We start from the raw sequence: 21,377 nt of genomic DNA on the forward strand, positions 1-21,377 counted from the left end.
CTCTATTAAAGTATTTGAGCTTCAAACGGCTGCGTATTAGCATTTCACATTGCTTATTACTATTGTAGTTTTTATACATCCAATTGTATTTATCTGCTGCTTTCCGTGTCTAATATTTGATAGATTTATGTTAATTGTATAATTTATAGCAATCTACTGATATCTATCTTTTGATAGTAAAATTGATTTTTTATCGAAGTGACAAATTTAAATGGCTCAGAGATAATTAGAATATTTGAGGACGAGCTTAAAAAAAAGATTATACGAAAAAAAAGTCTCTACGTAGTCTTAGGACTATTAGGTGACTTTGATAGCTTTGAGTACATTCAAGCTTTGAGACCTTACTTGTCTAACATAGATAAGTCTCGCATTAAATTAAATATTATTGGTATAGGAAATGAGGATTCTAGAAAATACTTTTGTAAATATACTAAACTTCCGGAAAAATATATAAGAACTGTTGATCAAAATAATTTACACAAAAAACTTTTGCTAAATGATGGCTTGTCATTACCTATAAACCCTTTGATAAATCTTATGCTTATGTGCATGGGGTTTAAATCTCCTGGAACAATACCTGAGGTCCTACGTGGATATTTAGGTAATAAGAATTCACGACAAATTTTTAATGATAATGAAGATATAGCTTTCTCTAATATTATAAGATTTAGGGCCGCATCATTTAACCTTATTGGTGAGAAAGGATCACTAAGACCATTCGAATTAGCATCCTTGCGTTTGATGAACTTAATTGAAGTAGCTTCTAATTGGAATATTTATATGAAAAATCAAACTTTTCTTACTCAAAGAGGAGGTACATTTTTAATTGATTCGGATGAAAAACTGTTATATTCATATAGGTGTCAAAGTTTATTAGGCTTCTCTGAAACGATGGAAGAGCCTGTAAAATTCTTAAAAGCTTGGCTTTAGTATTATGGGAGAAAAAATATGTCTGAGATGTGGCTCTCGAAAATTAATTGCAGATAGATCGTTAGGAGGAAGAATAGTATGTTCTGCTTGTGGTGCTACGGCTTTTAAATCACAAAACTTCAGCATTAACTTGTTATCGAAAAAAGGAAGTAATAGAATATTATGGAGTTGCTTAGCAATATTAGTTTTAATTATTATAATAACCTAATTTAAATACTTTTTAGGCTGGCGATGTTCTCCAGTACCCCCCTATATTCCTTACAGCTATATTGAAATCATATAAATTACTTATATTTTCAGATGTTATAACTTTTTCAGGTGTTCCATCTAAAATTATCTCTCCTTCTTTTAAGAATATCACCCTATTCGTTTCTTTTATTATATTTTCAATATTATTAGTTGTATACAATAATGTGATCCCATTTTTGCTTAAATTGCTTAAGTTATTAAGTAATTCATAGTTCGATCTTAAATCAAGCATATTGGTTGGCTCATCTAAGGCTAAAACTAATGGGTTGTTAATTATAGACCTCGCAATTAGTACTCTTCGTTTTTGCCCATCTGAAAGTTGTGAATAATACTTACTAACTTTAATTAAGTTTAAGCTATTCATTAATTCTTCCAAATTCTGTTTTTCTTTTGTTCCTATTAAATTTCTATTTATCACACCGAATGTCCCCTGATAGCCTGAAAGAATAATATCCTTTGTTAGCATATTACCTTTAATTCTGGTATCTATTTCACTAAAAAGAAATCCAATCTTAGTACGAAGCTCCCAAATATTTATGTGGTTTTTACCAAAGATTTTAATAAAAGATTCCTTATCTACTATAGGATATTTAATTCTAGCAATTGTTTTTATAAGAGTTGATTTACCTGAACCATTAGTACCAATAAGAACAGTATTTTCTCCTAGTCTAAGTTTTAGGTTTATGTTATTCAGAACTCTTTTATGCTCGTACCATATATTTAAATTCTTAAACTCTGCCCAAGTACCATCAATCAAAATCTTTGACTCCACATTATGTATAATTCATAGCTTGAGAATATAAAAATCAATAAATATAGCCAATTCAACCAGGCAGGTCTTCTAATGTTGCTCATCTTATATTAAGACTACTAGGAAGCCTATTGGTATCAGTATTCTAATCAAGATATTGATGAATAAGCTTCTAGAGTTTTCTTTAACGCGAGTATTATTCGCTGGGGGGTAAAGCATAGCAATATCTTGATGAACAGTATTAGTATCAGTATTAGTTGGGAATAATTCCCATGGGTTATCTTTTATATTTGAACTTTTAAACCAATCCCAATAATATTGAACCATTTTATCTTCACCAAGTAACTTTATATTATCTTTTTCAACAAATCCCATTTGGTTATTATAGGTTTGAGTCCTTAATATCATATAGTCCTCTGCAAAAACCTTGTAAAATACTCTATGCTGTAATTTTTTAAATAATAATAGTTCTGTGATAAATTTATTTTTCATAAATTTTCTATAATGTCTAACTATTACTCTTGCTTGATTATTTGAAAGTGGTATATGATCAAGAATCTGAATATATCTAGAATCACTTGGGTCTCCTTTATAAATTACTACCCTTCCAGGTGGTAAAAATTTAATTCTAATAAATTCTTTATTACCTTTATCCTTGTATTTATATTTACTCTCAATTTGATTCTTTTCTCTTGTGATTTCCTGATTGAAACTTGTTATTACCTTACGATTAACATCATTGTCAGGAATTGTCTCACCGTGAACCCAAAATAAATGAAGTATGTCTATGTGGTTTTCGACAATCCTTGCCCAGTCACATTTAAAATCTACTATTACCTCTTCATACGCATAGTCCGATATATCAAATCCATATGATTCAACAAATCTTGTTTCTAACTGGTCCGTAACTTCAAAATCCTTTAGGCTTGTCTTCGCATTTCCTGTGTAGTAGATATATATATAGTCACCTATCTCTTTGCATATGTATTGGTATAAATGTATTTTAGAAGCATAATTATTATAATTATCATCAACTATATGGTTGCAGGTTATTCTATTTAAGTTTGTACATTCCCCATTAGAACTGAATCTTGCTCCATGATATGGACATACCAACTCTCCGTCTATGACCTCACCACCTATAAATGATGCTCCCCTATGCGGGCATAGGTCTTTAACGCAACGCAAATTGGATTCTTTATCTCTATAAATTACAAGCGGCTCATTGAACATAGTAAGACAATATGGAGTGTCTTCTTTAAGCTCTCTTTTACTGCAGACCGCATACCATCCTAATAATCCATTCTTAAGTTGATTTGATGGTTCCTTAGCTTTAGCATGACTTTCCTTTTTCCTACTGTTTTCGTTATGACTATTACTAGTTATAGAGGTGTCCTTGCCAATCTTTAAATCATTCAATTGTGCAAGAACTTCATCTTTCATAGCTTATTTCCTTTTTAAGCAAGGAATTTTGCTCTAGCGTATGTCTGATATTACAGTACTCGATTCATAAGCCACCAAATAAAAGTTAAATTTATGAGGATCTGTTGCGTGAATACACACTTTATTAGTGCTAAAACAAATATTCATTTCAAAGTGTATTTGTTTTTCACTTTTTAAGATCAATTTGGCAAAAAGGAATTACTCGCCTCAATAATTCGTCGTTTCCGTGTTTTCTAAGTAAACGGTGGCTTCCTCTAGGTCATTACAGAATTTGCAACTTCCGAGATAGCATCCTAGGTAACGTAGGAACGAACTCTTTCCACCTGTTAACTCGTACTTGTGGATTGTTCCTCCTTGAGGTGTTGTGTATACAAGCTCTGGTAAAGAAGCCATTTGGATTTCATGTTTCCTAGAAATTGCATTTATTTGCTAGCTTTAGCAATAGGTATTTCTTCTTATCGATCTTAGATTATATTTAATTTATAGCTTTAATTAATCTTTTCTATTTTAATGATTAATTCCTTTAATTTCTGAAATTAATTTAATTCGGGAAATATTTTGAGGTAATTTTCAAAACTTCTGAGCATGAGTAATCAAAATCAAATGTTATTACATTGATATCAAATATCAAATTGTTTGGCTTCGCCCAGTTTTGCTTTAAACGGGAATCCATTCATTTTTCTCTTAATATTTTCCTTATATTTCATCAAAACGCCAGTTCTAAGAAGACGAAACCAGATTTTATAGATATTGACTTCATTAGATTGAGTCACCTTTTTTACAGCAGATAGTAGCGATCGATAACAGTTTCAATAAGCCATGTAAATTTTCTAGCTTTATTTTGCAACTTTTGTATATCTTAGATCCGTATTTTATTACATATCACTCGTGCAGACCTACGGAGACCCCAACGTTTCCTATGCATGGTATGCGGCTAATGCTGGAGCTGTTACAAACAAATCCGGCAGGTTCATTTCTTCGCATATTGCGCATACGGGCCTCATTTGCTTCGGAGCTGGTGCAAACACCCTTTTTGAATTAGCTCGTTACAACCCTGATTTGCCCATGGGCTCTCAAGGGCTTGTTGTACTCCCTCACCTAGCTGGACTTGGTTTAGGTGGTATTTCTAACGGCGTATTTACTGATACTTATCAGTTACTTGTTGTAGCCATCCTTCACTTGATCCTTTCAGGTGTATATGGCGGTGGCGGCATGCTTCACGCCTTTAGATACGAGGAGAAACTCGAAAGCTATCCTGCTACTTCAAGAGCCAATAAGTTTAAGTTTGATTGGAACGATCCAGACAGACTTACATTTATTCTTGGACATCATTTACTTTTCCTTGCTGCTGGAAACATTCAATTTGTTGAATGGGCCAGAGTTCATGGAATTTATGATCCAGTCGCAGGAGCTGTTCGCCAAGTTGAGTATAACCTTGATCTTGGAATGATTTGGAACCATCAGTTTGACTTCCTTTCTATTAGTAGCTTGGAAGACATTATGGGTGGCCATGCTTTCTTAGCATTCTTTATGGCTGCTGGTGGAGTTTTCCATATCCTCACCAAGAATTACGGCGAATACAATTCATTTAAAGGAGCAGACCTTCTTTCAGCTGAATTTGTACTATCAACATCATTAGCAGGAGCAGCTTATACAGCGTTCGTTGCTGCTTTATGGTGTGCAAGTAATACCACAATCTACCCAGTAGATCTTTATGGTGATGTTCTTCAATTCAAGTTGGGAATAGCTCCTTACTGGATTGACACAGATTCATCCCTAGCTGCAGATGCCCACACTGGGCGTGCATGGTTGACCAATGTTCACTTCTTCATTGGATTCTTCTATCTTCAGGGACATTTCTTCCATGGTTTAAGAGCCCTTGGATTTGATTTCAAGAGTATTGGCAAATTGTTTGACAATCTTGAAACTTCAGAAACTACATTGAACTGATCAATTAATCCTTTTAGATTTAATTCTTAGTTCTTTAGTTCTAATCTACAAAGCCCTGCTTCGGCAGGGCTTTTTATTTGAATTGTTATTAAAAAAGTATAGATTGGCCGTTCTTTGGTATTTTTGGCTCCGTCTCCACTAAAAGATATCTAGGAGGATTTTAAATATTAAGAAGACTCATTTTAATAACCTCAGTAATTATTTATGGCTAAAAAAGCTTAAATGCCTGCCTACATTTGTGTGTTTTACAAAGTCAGAAGTCTGTCCTGCTTTTGGACATGCGCCCTAGGGGGTTAATAATAGTTCTATAGTTTCTTGAAGTGGATATTTACTTGAATGGGTTCTTTTGAGGATGTCTCTAAAAAAATAATTAGGTTATATCTGAGATTTGACCATTTCTAATACTTCTCTTGATTTTGCTAAACATAGTTAAAAGGCATTAAAAAGGCTGTTAGCACTTGGATTTAATTGGTGGCGGGGGGGAGATTTGAACTCCCGACCTTCGGGTTATGAGCCCGACGAGCTACCAGACTGCTCTACCCCGCGATGATTTACCAAGCATACATCCGAATGCGCCAGGGACTTATTGGATTATTTACTTTTCCTGAAATCTTAGTTCCCCTTCAACTTCTAATTTCACCCCAGGATTAATCTTTAAAACGATATCTTCTAGCTCTTCAAGGCTTACAGGGGTGATCCAATCAAGCTGTTTTAGCAAATGAAGGGCAACCGCTTGCTTTGCTCTTCTAGAGCCATCTTCAACTTTTATGGCAATGCCCATCCCTTCTCCAATTTTGCTGAGGCATTGAATTCCTTCTGAACCGCCTTTGCTAATTAGTTGGCCGTGTGATCTTTTAATTACTTCTGTATCAAATCTCCCTTCTCCTGCAATAAGTTCTGGTTCTCTTATCATTGCCCTACTTATTTGCTCCAATTCGTTATGACTTGAACCACTTAATTGTGCATAAAGAAATGCAATTTGAAAAAGTCCTAGCCTTAATGTAGGTGCCCCACAATCATCTCTTGCGGTTACTAGTTCTTTCGTTGATATACCTAGCATTTCAGATACTCTCCTATTGATTTCTATTTGAAGTGGATGGTTAACTTGCAAATAACTATTTATTGGCCAGTTCATTTTCTTACATGTTGCTAGAAATGCAGCATGTTTCCCTGAGCAATTATGTTCTAGGCTGCTTTTTTTGCTCTTGGGAACTGGACATTGCAGTTGTTCAGCATTTAATTCAGAATTCCAAAGGAGTTTAAATGACTCCCTTGCATGTTTTTTTGTACCAGAATGTGAGCCACATGCAATTGCTAAAACTTTTTCGTCGTACATAACTTTTTCATACGCACCACTACTTATAAAAGGTATGGCTTGAAATGGTTTTAATGCTGATCGTATGAATGTTTGATAATTTGAGTCGCCAGCCTTCATTAATACTCTGCCTTTCCTATCACAAATAACAGCATGAACATTATGAATAGATTCAACATATGAACCACGCTTAAGATAAACTTTTAATGTTGGAGTTCTTTTATTATTAGAAGTATCCAATGCTTGTATTATGTCCATTTAATTAATTCTTATATAAAAAAAATAAGATGTTAGCAAAAATATAAACAATATTAATAGATATTTAGTTGTAGTTTTTATTTTTGAAATTATTGGTAAAACTTCTTGTGAAGCTATAAGTTTATCTCTTAGTAGCCATGATGAAGGCTTTTCCCAGTCTTTGCCATCATGCCAATCGCTTTCTTCATAAGTAATAGTTTTGGATAATAATCTTTTGTATACATAATCCCAACCCCATAATTGTCTAAGAAGAATTAATATAGGTATGATTATACTTGAAAGAAATGATAAAGATATGAGATTAAATATATTTAACCTCAAAGTATAACTACCAGTACTTATTATTATGAAAAATGGGAATGAAATAATCCATGTTAGGAATAATTTTTTAATAAAGTTGTTAATACTTTTAGTAGGCCATGAAAAAAATAATGAATTTGTTAGTTGAGTAAATTCATCTGAAGGTCTTTGCTCTATTGGAACAGGAGAGTTTAAATAGCTTTCCATGATTAATATATCTAGTTTGAGTATTTATATAGAGTTCCATTGCTCCAAAATGACTCTAATTCATAAAATTTTCTTTCATTAGGTTGGAAAACATTGATGATAATATCTCCGTAATCTAAAAGAGCCCATTTACCTTCATTTACTCCTTCCTTCCTAAGTGGAATAATATTGGCTTTTTTGTTTAGCCTATCTTCTATTGAATTTATAATTGACCTTACTTGAACATCAGAAAGACCTTCTGTAATTAGGATCCAATCTGCAATACTTGATACTTTATCTATTTGAATTATTTGTATATCTATTGCTTTAAGATCATCTGCAGCTTTTGCAGCTAGTTCTATGACTTTTTGACTATCCATATACATTTTCACTTGTTATTGATTGTTTTGAACCTTGTTGCTCAGCCATTTCTGCTCTTGCTCTTTCGGCACTTTTTCTAAGTGCTTCTAAGCGATTTTCATAAAAGCTTCTTCTTTTCTTTTTTCTAGTATTTTCTATAAGCTCTTTTAAGGCGCCACCAAGGCTTTTATATGCATTTGGTACGCTGTAACCAAATCTACATGCTAGGTCAATAGCCCTTTCATCTGCTGATATTGCATCTTGAAGTCTTTTTTCGGAATTATTTTTCAAATACAGCCTGTACCCAGCAAAGCCAGATAGACCTAATGCTAAAAGAAGTAATAGTCCATCTTGTACCCATAGTTCTCCGATAGCTCCTCCAAGTCCTATTGCAAGAGCTGCCATCTCCCATCCATCTCTAGGGATGGTATCGTTTTGAATTCTGCCTACTTCATGCCAGAAAAGTAGGTTCCTATGGTCAAGAGCCAAGTTGTCCCATTGTTCAATATCTATCTGAATTTCAACTTCGTCACTTCCAATTTCCTCAAGATCTATAAGCGGAGGGTCTATTGCAGCAGCAGTTTCAATGAAAACCCAGCTTTGGTTTTCTGGAGGTAATAGCCCTTTTAGGCGCTGAAGCTCACTCATAGTTTCTGCTTTTCAATTTAAACAACTTAGCTAGTATTTGAATGTTAGTAGCTACTTGGTTAGCTGACTCTTATCAGCATCTATAGAAGCGAACTGAAACTCAGAACAAATTATTAAAACCAATGCCACGACGTAACGATATACGTCGCATATTAATTCTAGGCTCTGGACCTATTGTCATAGGCCAAGCTTGTGAATTTGATTATTCAGGGACACAGGCCTGCAAGGCACTTAAAAAAGAAGGGTTTGAAGTTGTTTTAATCAACTCTAATCCTGCTTCTATAATGACTGATCCTGAAATGGCAGACAGGACTTACATTGAACCTTTAACTACAGAAGTTATTACGAAAATAATTGAATTGGAGAAACCAGATGCTCTGTTGCCAACAATGGGAGGTCAAACAGCCCTTAATGCAGCAGTTGATCTTGCAGAAAAAGGCATACTCCGTAAATTCAAGATTGAACTTATTGGTGCTGATTTAGAGTCAATTAATAAAGCTGAGGATAGACAACTATTCAAAAATTCGATGGAGAAGATAGGTGTGAATGTATGTCCTTCTGGCATAGCTTGTAATATTGAAGAGGCAATAAATGTTGGTTCAAATATAGAAAGTTTCCCAAGAATTATTAGACCTGCCTTTACCCTAGGTGGAAGTGGTGGTGGGATTGCTTATAATCAAGAAGAATTTATATCGATATGTAAGTCTGGCTTAGAGGCAAGTCCAGCCTCTCAAATACTAATAGAAAAATCCCTCTTAGGTTGGAAAGAATTTGAGTTAGAAGTAATGCGGGATAATGTAGATAATGTTGTGATTATTTGCAGCATAGAAAACATAGATCCAATGGGAATACATACAGGAGATTCGATTACAATTGCGCCTGCTCAAACCTTAACTGACCGTGAGTATCAGAGATTAAGAGATCAATCTATAAAGATTATTAGAGAAATAGGAGTAGAAACAGGAGGTAGTAATGTTCAATTTGCGGTTAATCCAGTTGATGGAGAGGTTGTTGTTATAGAGATGAATCCAAGAGTTAGTAGGTCTTCAGCGCTAGCAAGTAAAGCTACTGGGTTTCCCATAGCAAAGATTGCAGCACTTTTGGCAATTGGTTATAGACTTGATGAAATTTTGAATGATATTACTGGTAAAACCCCTTGTTGTTTTGAGCCAACTATTGATTACATTGTTACCAAAATACCCAGGTTTGCCTTTGAAAAGTTTAGTGGAAGTCCTCCTATCTTAACTACTTCTATGAAATCAGTTGGAGAAGTTATGGCAATAGGTAGGAGTTTCGAGGAGTCTTTTCAAAAAGCACTAAGATCTTTAGAAATAGGTTTATCAGGATGGTCTTATGATTGTGAAAATATAAACATTAGCCTTAAAGATATAGATAGGTTATTGCGAGTACCATCGCCAGATAGATTAATGGCGATAAAGATGGCTATGTATCATGGTAAGAGTGATCAATATATTAACTCCCTTTCTAATATTGATATATGGTTTTTATCAAAGCTTCGAAATATAATGGAAGCAGAAAATAACAAACTACTAGGTAAAACCATTCTAGATTTAGATTATGACTCTATGTTTGAATTAAAGAAATTAGGATTCTCTGATTCACAAATAGGATTTTTAGTTGGTGAAGATGAATTACGAGTACGTTCTTTCAGGAAGGATCTAAATATAAAACCAGTTTATAAAACAGTAGATACATGTTCATCAGAGTTTGAATCAAATACACCTTACCATTATTCTACTTATGAAAGAACTTTTAAAGAAATTATTAAAGATGGTAGTTTAATAAATAAGTCTTCTGCTAATGAAGTTATTCAAAATCAATACAGGAAAATTCTAATACTTGGAGGAGGACCTAATCGTATAGGTCAAGGAATAGAATTTGACTACTGTTGTTGTCATTCTTCTTTCCAGCTTCAGAAAGAAGGTTTTCAGACAATTATGTTGAATAGTAACCCTGAAACGGTTTCTACTGATTATGATACAAGTGACAGCCTTTATTTTGAGCCACTTACTTTTGAAGATGTTTTAAATGTAATTGAACTTGAGAATCCTGAAGGTATAATTGTACAATTTGGAGGTCAGACTCCCTTGAAACTAGCAATGCCAATTCTTAATTGGTTAGATACTAAAGAAGGTAAAATGTCTGGTTCTAAAATATTTGGTACATCACCTAAATCAATAGATCAGGCTGAGGATAGAGAACAATTTGAACATATTTTAAGAGAATTAAGAGTTCGTCAACCTTCGAATGGAATAGCAAGATCTATTTCTGAAGCAGAAAAAATAGCCAATAGAATTTCATACCCTTTAGTGGTTCGACCTTCATACGTTTTAGGTGGACGAGCCATGGAAATTGTTTATGACTCTCAGGAATTGAAGACTTACATGAATAAAGCTGTAAAAGTAGAGCCTGACCACCCTGTTTTGATTGATGAGTATTTGGAAAATGCTATAGAAGTTGATGTTGATGCCTTATCAGATTCATTTGGTAATGTTGTTATAGCAGGGCTTATGGAGCATATAGAACCAGCGGGCATACATTCGGGAGATTCAGCATGTTGCCTTCCATCCATTTCACTTTCTGACTCTTCAATTAAAACAATTAAGGAATGGACTAATTCTTTAGCGAAGTCACTGAATGTAATAGGTCTTATTAATCTTCAATTTGCAGTACAAAGAGATGACAATGGCGAAGAGAAAGTATTCATAATCGAAGCTAATCCGAGAGCCTCCCGAACTATTCCTTTTGTTTCAAAAGCTATTGGATGGCCTTTGGCTCGTTTGGCTACCAGTCTTCTGATAGGGAAAACTCTTCATCAAATTGGGATATTGAATGAGCCAGTACCTCCCCTACAAACTATAAAAGAGGCTGTAATGCCCTTTCGTAGATTTCCTGGATCAGATAGCGTTCTAGGTCCAGAAATGCGCTCAACTGGGGAAGTGATGTCATCGGCTAAAAATTTTGGTATGGCCTACGCAAAATCAGAACTTGCAGCTGGAGAAGCTTTGCCTACAAAAGGAATAGTTTTTCTTTCAACTCACAATCGAGACAAGCCAGCATTAATTCCAATTGCACGTCGCCTTGTGGATTTAGGGTTTGGTTTGATTGCAACTTCTGGAACTGCAGAAGTTATCTCAAATGCGGGAATTGATGTCAGCTCAGTTCTTAAAGTTCACGAAGGCAGACCTAACATTGAGGACGTTATTCGTTCAGGCCAAATTCAATTAATTATAAATACTCCTATAGGAAGACAAGCAATATATGATGATAAATATCTTAGAAGAGCAGCTTTAGATTATTCAGTACCAACTCTTACTACTTTAGCTGGAGCAAGAGCAGCAGTAGAAGGAATTTGCGCCTTACAAAATGAGCCTATATCTGTTACCGCACTACAAGATATTCATTCATTGGTTACTTTTCATGGATAGACTCTATATTTATTTTAGGGGATTGGATCTATATCTTTAAGCTTTTCATTAAGTTGTTTTGCTAATGATTGTCTGCCGATTGCAAGTACTTTTAAAGTATCTTCATAAAGACGTAATTGATTATCAGATATTTGTAAACCTTTGACGATTTCTTTTAATTCATTAGGCAAATTATTTATATTGTATCTTTTCCCATCGAAAGTAAGAATAGGTTCTGGCTGTTCATTTGAGTAATTAGACATAAAATAAAATCTTGATATCTAATTTTAACTTTGATATTACTTTTCGCAATCCTTTTTGGAATAAATGATATTATTTATTCCTTTATATTCCTAATAAATTGCTTTTCGCATAACTCTCTATATTTTCCATTTTTGTTCATTAGTTCATCATGGCTGCCTATTTCTTTAACTCTACCTTGTTCCAATAGAATAATATTATCTGCTTCTTGAGTTGTAGATAAGCGGTGAGCTATTATTAATACTGTTCTATTTTTCATGGCTTGGTTTAGGGCCATTTGAACAGATCTTTCAGCATCCGCATCTAGTGCACTTGTAGCTTCGTCCAATAATAATATTGATGGGTTATCAAGTAATGCTCTAGCTATGGATATTCTTTGTAGCTGACCACCAGACAAGTTGGTGCCACTTTCTTCTATATAGGTATCGTATTGTTCAGGCATATTCATTATGAAATCATGCGCATTTGCTATTTTTGCTGCATTTATTACCTGATCCTTTGTTGATTCTCTACCAAAACGTATGCTTTCTAATATAGTTCCTGACAATATATTGACCTTTTGAGGGACAATAGCCATTAAACTTCTAACATCACGAGAATTTGTTAAGGCTATATTATTCCCATCTATGAATATTGCTCCTCTCTGAGGAACTAGAAATTTGAGAAGAAGAGAAAATATTGTACTTTTACCAGCACCTGATGGTCCTACAAGTGCTACTTTATTGCCGGGCTCAATCTTTAAATTTAAATTGCTAATTACTGTATTTCCATCTTTATAAGAAAAGGACAAGTTATCTATGATGATCTCACCTTTGTTTGTTGTAGTTTTAATGGGAGTAAGGTCTGACGATTTTTCTCTTGGTGCCCTTTCTATATCTTTCAATCTTCTTAGTGATGCTTTACCTTGTTGAAGTTCATTGAAATTTGTAGTTAAATGACTTATTGGATCGATTAACATTAATAATGCAGCAAAGAAACTACTAAAACCTTGACCATCTATTGCTCCTGCTTGAATTCTAAGAGCGCCAATCGCTAAAACAACTAGAATGCCAAATGCTTCAATAAAACCTATTACTGGATGTTGAAGAGCCAGTTGCTTTAATGCTTTGTATTTAGCATTTCGATGCAAATCAACTTCTTCGTTAAACCTTTTTTGTATCCAATGTTCTGCTCCATAAGCTCTAATTAGTGGTATTATTTGAATAGTTTCTGCTAATAAACTTGCAAGATTACTAATTCTTTCTTGGCTCCTTTCCTCTGTCTGCAATACCTTCTCTCCAAACTTACCAACTAAAAATGATATCATTGGAGCTAGAAATAATGTTGCTAATGCAAGATTAATATCTAAATACACCATATAACCTATTACAGCTATCAACTGAAAAATGCAAGGAACAGTATCTTGAACTGTCTTGTAAATGACTTCTCCAACTCGATCTGCATCTTCAGTTAGCCGATATGTAATATCTCCTGAAGATAGTTTTTGAAGTGATTCAATCTCTATTCCTTGTAATTTACTAAACAGATCTTCTCTAATATCTTGACTAATCTTAAGTGCTGGTTTAGCTAGGACAGTATCTTGAATATATTGAGATAACTTTTGGACTAAAAATACAATTAAAGCTTCCCCAATTATTTTTAATACGACATCAAGATTACCTTCACCTATTGCTGGAATTAATCGACCAGCAAGCCATGCGAGTATTGGCCAGCAGACTACATATATAAGCATAAATATTGCACCAGTTGCTAATTCTTTCAAATAGGGAACTAAATTAGGGATTAGTTTCCTGAAGCTAGATTTAGAGCTTGGAATCATTTGCTTAGAAGTATTTTTATGAAATTGGATCAATTCTTAAAATGGCTTGGTTTGGTTGAGTCTGGAGGTCAAGCTAAGCACCTGATAATTTCAGGACTAGTAAGTGTAAATGGCATCACCGAGACAAAACGAGGCAGGAAGCTTGTTGTGGGAGACATTGTCTGCTTAGCAAAGAAAGAGTACATCTTTTCAAAGAATGAACCATCAGGCCGTAAGTTAGAGAATAGCGATTAGTTAATGAGGTAACGAGTGAGGAAAACTGTTATTGCTGGTAACTGGAAGATGCATATGACATGCTCTTCTGCAAAGGAATATATCGACAAATTTATTCCCTTTTCTAAGGAGTTCCCATCAGATCGTCATGTTGTTATTGCTCCCCCTTTTACTGCTATCTCAACTTTAGCTTCACTTTTGCAGGGTACAAATATTCAACTTTCCAGTCAGAATGTTCATTGGGAGGATACAGGTGCTTTTACGGCAGAAATTTCTCCATCTATGCTTTTAGAACATGATGTACGTTATGCAATTGTTGGGCATAGCGAACCACGAAAATATTTCAGTGAGAGTGACGAACAAATAAATCTTAGAGCTAGATCAGCTCAATCAAATGGCTTAATACCAATTGTTTGCGTAGGTGAAAGTATTGAACAAAGAGAGAGGGGAGAAGCAGAAAGAGTTATCAGAAGACAAGTAGAGCAAGGATTAGAACAAACAGATTTAACGAAACTCGTAATTGCCTATGAACCTATTTGGGCTATTGGAACAGGTAAAACTTGTGAATCAAATGAAGCTAATCGTATATGTGGCTTGATTCGTGAATGGGCAGGATTCTCTGATTTAATTATCCAATACGGAGGCTCTGTAAAACCGGCCAACATTGATGAAATCATGTCAATGAGTGATATCGATGGTGTTTTGGTTGGAGGAGCTTCTCTTGACCCTGAAAATTTTGCTCGAATTGCAAATTACCAATCAATTTAATAGACCTTGGCCTAAAGGTTGGAGAGGCAATACCAAAATTATGGGAGTAATTAACGTTACTCCCGATTCATTTAGTGATGGAGGTGAATACCTTGAGCCATTAGAAGCATATAAAAAAGCTTCTGAATGTATAGCTGCTGGTGTTGATGTAATAGATGTTGGAGGACAAAGTACTAGGCCAGGAGCAAAGACTATTTCACCAGAGAAAGAGCTTCAAAGAATAATGCCGATGTTAAAATTATTACGTAAAAACTTTCCAAATATATTGATTTCTGTTGATACATTTTATTCAAAAGTTGCTAAAGAAGTTATAGAAATTGGTGTAGATTGGATAAATGACATTAGCGGAGGTCGTTTAGATCCAAAAATACGAAATGTTGTTGCAAGTTCTAATTGTCCTTATGTAATTACACATAGTAGGGGTAATAGTTTTGATATGAATAATTATGCTTTTTATAATGATGTTGTTGAAGAAGTTTATATGGAACTTATGCAAAATGTAGAAGAAGCACTTGCCGCAGGCATTTCTAATAAATTAATTTTAATTGATCCTGGACTTGGCTTTGCCAAGAACAACATCCATAATTTAACTTTGTTATCGAACCTTGAGAAATTTACAGATAGCCAATACCCCGTTCTTGTAGGCCCTTCCAGGAAAAGGTTTATAGGACATGTCATTAATGAGCCAGATGCAAGGAAAAGAATCTTTGGTACAGCAGCAGTAACTTGCAGATGTGTTCAAGCTAAGGTAGATATTATTAGAGTTCACGATATTAAAGAAATCAATCAAACAATAAAAATGGCTACAAGTTTATGGCCATTTTAATCCCTTATTATAAATAGACATTAATCTGTATCAACACCTTCAATTTTGTCTTCTACTTCTTGGTAGAGCTCTTTTAATCTATCAATATTTTCTTCTGAAGTATCCCAATATCCTCTACCATTAACTTCTAAGAGTGTTCCAACAATTCTACGAAAACTATGTGGATTTAGCTCCATTAGTCTTTTCCTCATCTCTGGATCATTTATAAAGGTTTCATTAGATTCTTCATATACAAAATTATCAACCTGTCCACTAGTTGCGCTCCAACCTAATGTGTAATTTAATCTATTAGAAACTTCTCTAACACCTTCATAACCTGAATTGAGCATTCCTTCATACCACTTTGGATTTAGTAACTTTGTTCTTGAGTCAAGTCTAATTGTTTCGCTTAGTGATCTGACTTGAGCATTTGCTGTAGTCGTATCAGCAATATAACTATTAGGTTTTTTCCCATCATCTCTTAATTTTGAAATTAAGTTTGTGGGGTCTGAATCAAAGTAATGACTTACATCAGTAAGAGATATTTCCGATGAATCAAGATTTTGGAAAGTTACATCTGCTGTTTTCATAACAGATTCAAATACCTCTCTATTCTGATTCATTTCACCTGGATTATCAGCATCAAATGCATATGTTTTCCTTGATAAATACATCTCTTGCAGCTCATTTTCTTCTTCCCATGTGGAATTCTCTACAGCTAAATTAACGTTTGAGCTATAACTTCCACTTGAATTAGAAAAAACTCTACAAGAGGCTTCTCTTAGTGAGATTCCTTCTGATTCAGATTGCTGTAGTGAATGTTTTCTTACAAAATTATCTTCTATAGGTTCATTTGCTTCAGCTGCCATCTTTACAGCTTGATCTATTAAGGCCATTTGATTAATAAATAAATCTCTAAATACACCTGAACAATTAACTACGACATCGATTCGTGGTCTTCCAAGCTCTTCAAGGGGGATCAATTCTAATTTATTTACTCTACCAACAGAGTCTGGTTTGGGCTTTACTCCAACAAACCACAATATTTGAGCAAGCGATTCCCCATAGGTTTTAATGTTGTCTGTACCCCAAAGGACACAAGCAATAGTTTCTGGCCAAGTTCCTTGTTCTTCCTTTTGTTTCTCTATTAATTTATCAACTACTCCTTTGGCTGAAGCTACAGCAGCAACTGTTGGGATTGATTGTGGATCAAGGGCATGTATGTTTTTTCCACTTGGTAGTACGTTTGGATTTCTAATTGGGTCGCCACCAGGTCCGGGCAAAACATAGTCTCCATCTAAAGCCCTAAGTAAGCTATCCATTTCTTTATCTGCGCATATCTGATTAAGACAGAATCGTAGATATTCAAAAAGTGTATCTAACTCTTTTATATTTATATTCTTATAACCATTTTTAATGCATTTGCTAAACCATGGAGAAGGCAGATTAAATCCTAATCTTTTTATAAATTCAATTATTCTAGTAAATAAACTCTTCTTAAGATTAACTCTCCCATTGGTTCCAGTAAGGGAAAGGACAAGAGCTCTAACTGCTTCTCTTGATGTATCTGTTATTTGTTTATTTAGTTCGACATACTTTAGTTCACCTTTATTATTACCTTTATATATTTCTTCTATATCTTTGCCAATAGCTTCAGCAAGTAATCCTGGAAGGGATCTTATCTTTTCTTGCTCTCTTTCAAGTGCTGCAATGCTTACTAAACTTGCTATTGCTTCTTCTGCAGTAGGGGGCATTCCTATTGTATGAAGTCCGCATGGTAGTAAACGGCTTTCTATTTCCATAAGTTGTCCATATATTGCACCTACTATTGAATCCCTTTCTTCTAGATCAAGAGCAGAAGCTTCAGTTTCTGGTAATTTGACGTCTTTATCAAGATTGCATTTTTTAGATGTCTCTATAATTGCATTTACTATTTGAATACCTCTTCCACTTTCTCTAAGTTGTTGATAGGAACCCACTAATTCACTTAATTCTTTTAAACCTTTATATAGACCTGCGTTTTCTGCAGGAGGTGTTAAATAGCTAATGGTTGAAGCATATCCTCGTCGTTTAGCAATTGTCGCTTCAGAAGGATTGTTTGCAGCGTAATAATAAAGATTAGGCAATCCACCTATTAGTGAGTCTGGATAGCATGTTTCACTCATCCCCATTTGCTTGCCGGGCATGAATTCTAGTGATCCATGAGTTCCAAAATGAAGCACTGCATCAGCTTCCCATACTTTTTCTAGATAGGTATAATATGCGGCAAATCCATGATGAGGACTGGCGCTTTTTGAGTAGAGCAATCTCATTGGATCACCTTCATAACCAAATGTTGGCTGAACTCCTACAAATACATTCCCGAAATGACATCCATATATAAGTAGGTTTTGTCCATCACTATTTAGATTGCCAGGAGGTTTCCCCCAGTTTTCTTCTAATCTTTCTGAATAAGGAGTTAGTTTTTCATATTCATTTACGCTCATTCGATGAGCAATAGTTAGTTCTGGAGAACCTTCTAGAGCTTCAGGGTCATTTATTAATCTTCCCATCAAACCTTTTGCATCTTTTGGTAAATCCTTAATTTCATATCCTTTTAATTGCATTTCTTGCAGGACTCTATGAATTGAGCCAAATACATTGAGGTAGGCAGCAGTTCCAACATTTCCTTTATCAGGAGGAAAACTAAAAACTGTTATTGCTAGTTTCTTAGACTTTCTGGGTTTGATTCTTAAAGAGGACCATTTGATAGCTCGCTCTGCTATAGCATCTACTCTGTCTTGGAGAGTATGAGCCTTACCAGTTGCATCATCCCTTCCTGATAAAACAATTGGCTCGATAGCTCCATCTAATTCTGGTATGGCAATTTGAAGTGCCACTTGAACTGGATGTAAACCAAGATCGCTACCTTCCCATTCTTGTGTTGTTTGAAATACAAGGGGTAAAGCAACCATGTATGGCCGGTTTAATTTCTTAAGTGATTCAATTGCTTTTGGATGATCTTGTCTTGCGGGACCACCAACTAATGCAAACCCTGTCAGGGAAACCACTCCATCAACTAAAGGTGTTGAATTTTCTTCTGGATCATAGAAAAATTCTTCAACAGGCTTAGAAAAATCAAGTCCACCGCAGAAGATTGGAATAACTGTTGCTCCTCTATATTCGAGTTCTTGTATTACAGCAACATAATGTGCATCATCTCCAGTAACTATATGACTCCTTTGAAGTACAAGTCCTACAACAGGACCTTTCAGAGATTTATCGCTTAGATCCTTCCTGCTTTTTGTCCAATTACGGTATTCTTTAATATCTTCGAACATTTTAGGCGCCAATGGATGCCAAATTCCTAAATCAGGAAAAACCTCTGGTTCTTTAACTTCAATTTCTAATTCAGATTTATCAGAATTTTTGTCAATGACATATTTATCAGCAAGTAATAAAAAAAAGTTTCTCAAATTTTCTGGAGTACCGCCGATCCAATACTGAAAACTGAGAATGAAATTCCTCGCATCCTGAGCTTTTTCTACTGGAAGATATTTAAGAATTGAAGGAAGTGTATTTAGAAGCTTTAACATCGAATCTTGAAAACCTGCCCCACCTGCCTCTTTTCTTTTTTTCATAAAATCGCCAATAAGGCTTTTACTTTGGCCAAGTTGTGCCATTGAAAAAGAACCAAGCTTGTTAAGCCTCATTACTTCTGGCATTGATGGGAAAACTACAGCAGCTTTTAACTTGTCTCTATGAGGTTCAACAGCAGCGACAACTTTTTGCGCTAAATCTTCTATGAAAATAAGTGAGCCTATAAAAACATCTGCTTTTTCAATATCTGCTTGGAAATCAGAATAATTTGTTGAGTCTCTAAGTTCTTCAATTAGATATCCATTTAAATCAATGCCAACATATCCATTTTGTTGGTTAAGGGTTTTAGCTGCTTCGGTTAAGGCGTTTTGGTACTGAGGTTCTAGGACTAGATAGACTATTTTCATTATGAATTTATGACTTTGGCCCTCTACAGGCAATACTCTGCGATTTGCTGAGCGAACCTGAGTAAACATCTCTTTATCAGATAGGTATTTTCACCAAGCCTACTTTTATATGTGTCTTAACTGTGGCTTTTAACTAATGGCTGTTACATCTGATTTTATGAGTTCATATCATTAAGAAAATTATTTTGTTTATCAATTCGTCTCCAATGGAAAAAATACCTGTCCTTGTTGCTGGAGCTCTAGGGAAAATGGGTTCTGAAGTTATCAAAGCTATTTACAAGTCAAATGATTGTGAACTTGTCGCAGCTATAGACAATGCTAATGAAATGGAAGGAGTTGATATAGGAACAGCTCTTGGAATGGATCAGATGGATGTTGCTGTAACTGCAGATCTAGAGGGTTCTTTATGTGTGGCCAGCCAGTCAGTGCGGAATTCATCTGGTAATGCTGTTCTCATTGACTTTACACATCCAAATGTTGTTTATGAACATTCGAGAGCGTCTATAGCCTATGGCGTTCACCCTGTAATTGGAACAACTGGACTTAGCATTGTTCAGTTGGAAGAACTTAGAGAATTTGCGAACAAAGCCTCTATTGGAGCTGCAATAATCCCAAATTTTTCAGTGGGTATGGTTCTACTGCAGCAAGCAGCAGCAGCAGCAGCATCTTTCTATGATTATGCAGAATTAACAGAATCTCATCACAATCAAAAAGCAGATGCACCAAGTGGTACTTGTATTAAAACAGCAGAAATAATAGAAGAAATCGGCAAGTCTTTTAACAAAACCACTATCAAAGAACAAGAATCAATAAAAGGATCAAGAGGAGGACTAAGAGAAAGTGGACTTCGTCTTCATTCAGTTCGCCTTCCTGGAATTGTTGCTCAGCAACAAGTTTTATTTGGTTCACCTGGCGAAACTTATTTATTAAGTCATAACACCATCGATAGATCTGCATACATGCCTGGAGTTTTGCATACAATTAGAAAAGTCAGACATCTAAAATCACTTGTTTACGGCTTAGAAAAAATCTTATGATTATTAGTTATAAAGCATGTTAATACCACTGCGACCAAAAGAACTCGAGCGTCTTATACCTTCAGTTGCTACAAGTAATCAGTTTCAAGCTGCTTTGGGTAACCCTAGGAAGATACTGCAAAGGATAATAATCTCATCTATAGGAGGAGTGGTTACTTTTTTAATTAGCCAAAGTCTAGATAGAACTCAGTTTTATTCATTATGGCTTATTTTAGCTGTTGTGTTTCTATTATATATTTTGTGGGGACCAATTTTAGAAGCGAGTAGAATCAATTCAAAACTTAGATCTTATCCATTTGCAGCTTTATTTGATGGGGAAGTAATAGACATTTTTACTCAGGAAAGAGTAGAAAATAGTCATGAACAAGCTAATAAATTAGGAGAATTAGAATTAATTGAGAACAGAAGGAGATGGCTTATATTAGAAATTGGAGATGAAGATGGATACTTAACTAAAATTGACTTTCCTCTAGATAATAAACATCAGTCTATTCAAAATGGATCTCAGATTAGATGTATAGTTTTTAGCAATAATAGAGAATTTACTTCAATTAATAATATTAGTGATGCATGGCTTCCTAGAAATAGATTGTGGGTAGGAGAGTATCCATTTCTTTTAAAACCAGCATTTGAGGAATTATGCTTTTTAAGATTAAGGAATTAGTTATAA

General features: G+C 34.8%; 17 protein-coding genes and 1 tRNA gene. 8 read left to right on the top strand and 10 right to left on the bottom strand.

Features of this window, described 5'->3' with window-relative positions:
* Positions 1-198: 198 nt before the first annotated feature.
* Entirely contained in the window at positions 199-930 is a 732-nt protein-coding gene (locus PRO_RS04360; RefSeq protein ID WP_011125038.1) for an AhpC/TSA family protein, read from the top strand.
* A 220-nt stretch (positions 931-1,150) separates the two neighbouring features.
* On the opposite strand, the gene PRO_RS04365 is transcribed toward PRO_RS04360, so the two are convergent.
* Complete coding sequence (locus tag PRO_RS04365) at positions 1,151-1,936, bottom strand: ABC transporter ATP-binding protein (protein ID WP_164923228.1); 786 nt, start codon at positions 1,934-1,936, stop codon at positions 1,151-1,153.
* Positions 1,937-2,035: 99 nt separating this feature from the next.
* Entirely contained in the window at positions 2,036-3,373 is a 1,338-nt protein-coding gene (locus tag PRO_RS04370) for a Rieske (2Fe-2S) protein (protein WP_011125042.1), read from the bottom strand.
* An 888-nt stretch (positions 3,374-4,261) separates the two neighbouring features.
* Between PRO_RS04370 and PRO_RS04375 the strand changes: the two genes are divergently transcribed.
* Positions 4,262-5,323: a chlorophyll a/b binding light-harvesting protein gene (locus tag PRO_RS04375; protein ID WP_011125044.1), complete on the top strand. Its 1,062-nt coding sequence runs from the start codon at positions 4,262-4,264 to the stop codon at positions 5,321-5,323.
* 469 nt (positions 5,324-5,792) lie between these two features.
* Here the strand turns inward: PRO_RS04375 and PRO_RS04380 are convergent.
* The 5 genes from PRO_RS04380 to PRO_RS04400 all read right to left on the bottom strand — a co-directional run bounded on the left by PRO_RS04380 (position 5,793) and on the right by PRO_RS04400 (position 8,390).
* A tRNA-Met gene (locus tag PRO_RS04380) sits at positions 5,793-5,869 on the bottom strand.
* Between the two features lie 49 nt (positions 5,870-5,918).
* Entirely contained in the window at positions 5,919-6,896 is a 978-nt protein-coding gene (locus PRO_RS04385) for an asparaginase (RefSeq protein WP_011125045.1), read from the bottom strand.
* Positions 6,897-7,403, bottom strand: coding sequence for a CGLD27 family protein (locus tag PRO_RS04390; RefSeq protein ID WP_011125046.1), 507 nt, complete (start codon positions 7,401-7,403; stop codon positions 6,897-6,899). It lies immediately after the preceding gene.
* An 11-nt stretch (positions 7,404-7,414) separates the two neighbouring features.
* Positions 7,415-7,762 carry a ribosome silencing factor gene (gene rsfS / locus PRO_RS04395; protein WP_011125047.1) on the bottom strand — a complete coding sequence of 116 codons (348 nt, stop codon included), beginning with the start codon at positions 7,760-7,762 and terminating at the stop codon, positions 7,415-7,417.
* Positions 7,755-8,390 carry a DUF3318 domain-containing protein gene (locus PRO_RS04400; RefSeq protein WP_011125048.1) on the bottom strand — a complete coding sequence of 212 codons (636 nt, stop codon included), beginning with the start codon at positions 8,388-8,390 and terminating at the stop codon, positions 7,755-7,757. The genes rsfS and PRO_RS04400 overlap by 8 nt, the downstream gene beginning before the upstream one ends.
* A gap of 122 nt (positions 8,391-8,512) precedes the next feature.
* Here PRO_RS04400 and carB point away from each other — a divergent pair, with 122 nt between their 5' ends.
* Entirely contained in the window at positions 8,513-11,839 is a 3,327-nt protein-coding gene (gene carB, locus PRO_RS04405) for a carbamoyl-phosphate synthase large subunit (protein WP_011125049.1), read from the top strand.
* Positions 11,840-11,853: 14 nt separating this feature from the next.
* On the opposite strand, the gene PRO_RS04410 is transcribed toward carB, so the two are convergent.
* Together PRO_RS04410 and PRO_RS04415 are read right to left on the bottom strand one after the other, a co-directional pair.
* The gene (locus PRO_RS04410; RefSeq protein WP_011125050.1) at positions 11,854-12,081 is read right to left on the bottom strand and encodes a DUF6447 family protein; all 228 of its coding nucleotides are present in this window, start codon (positions 12,079-12,081) and stop codon (positions 11,854-11,856) included.
* Positions 12,082-12,155: 74 nt separating this feature from the next.
* Positions 12,156-13,898 (bottom strand): ABC transporter ATP-binding protein, encoded by a 1,743-nt coding sequence (locus PRO_RS04415; protein WP_011125051.1) that lies wholly within the window; start codon positions 13,896-13,898, stop codon positions 12,156-12,158.
* A gap of 18 nt (positions 13,899-13,916) precedes the next feature.
* On the opposite strand from PRO_RS04415, the gene PRO_RS04420 reads away from it, so the two are divergent.
* The 3 genes from PRO_RS04420 to folP are packed head-to-tail and all read left to right on the top strand — an operon-like array spanning position 13,917 to position 15,705.
* Positions 13,917-14,132 (top strand): RNA-binding S4 domain-containing protein, encoded by a 216-nt coding sequence (locus tag PRO_RS04420; RefSeq protein ID WP_011125052.1) that lies wholly within the window; start codon positions 13,917-13,919, stop codon positions 14,130-14,132.
* 15 nt (positions 14,133-14,147) lie between these two features.
* Positions 14,148-14,879, top strand: a complete 732-nt coding sequence (gene tpiA, locus PRO_RS04425) for a triose-phosphate isomerase (RefSeq protein WP_011125053.1) — start codon at positions 14,148-14,150, stop codon at positions 14,877-14,879.
* The gene (gene folP, locus PRO_RS04430; protein WP_225866407.1) at positions 14,848-15,705 is read left to right on the top strand and encodes a dihydropteroate synthase; all 858 of its coding nucleotides are present in this window, start codon (positions 14,848-14,850) and stop codon (positions 15,703-15,705) included. The genes tpiA and folP overlap by 32 nt, the downstream gene beginning before the upstream one ends.
* A 20-nt stretch (positions 15,706-15,725) precedes the next feature.
* On the opposite strand, the gene PRO_RS04435 is transcribed toward folP, so the two are convergent.
* The gene (locus tag PRO_RS04435; protein ID WP_011125055.1) at positions 15,726-19,739 is read right to left on the bottom strand and encodes a magnesium chelatase subunit H; all 4,014 of its coding nucleotides are present in this window, start codon (positions 19,737-19,739) and stop codon (positions 15,726-15,728) included.
* Positions 19,740-19,876: 137 nt separating this feature from the next.
* On the opposite strand from PRO_RS04435, the gene dapB reads away from it, so the two are divergent.
* Together dapB and PRO_RS04445 are read left to right on the top strand one after the other, a co-directional pair.
* Positions 19,877-20,707 carry a 4-hydroxy-tetrahydrodipicolinate reductase gene (dapB, locus tag PRO_RS04440; RefSeq protein WP_011125056.1) on the top strand — a complete coding sequence of 277 codons (831 nt, stop codon included), beginning with the start codon at positions 19,877-19,879 and terminating at the stop codon, positions 20,705-20,707.
* A 16-nt stretch (positions 20,708-20,723) separates the two neighbouring features.
* On the top strand, positions 20,724-21,371 hold the full coding sequence (locus PRO_RS04445; RefSeq protein WP_011125057.1) for a hypothetical protein: 648 nt from the start codon (positions 20,724-20,726) through the stop codon (positions 21,369-21,371).
* Positions 21,372-21,377: the final 6 nt, after the last annotated feature.

Origin of the sequence: Prochlorococcus marinus subsp. marinus str. CCMP1375 (assembly GCF_000007925.1) — a bacterium.
GTDB classification, from domain to species: domain Bacteria; phylum Cyanobacteriota; class Cyanobacteriia; order PCC-6307; family Cyanobiaceae; genus Prochlorococcus_E; species Prochlorococcus_E marinus.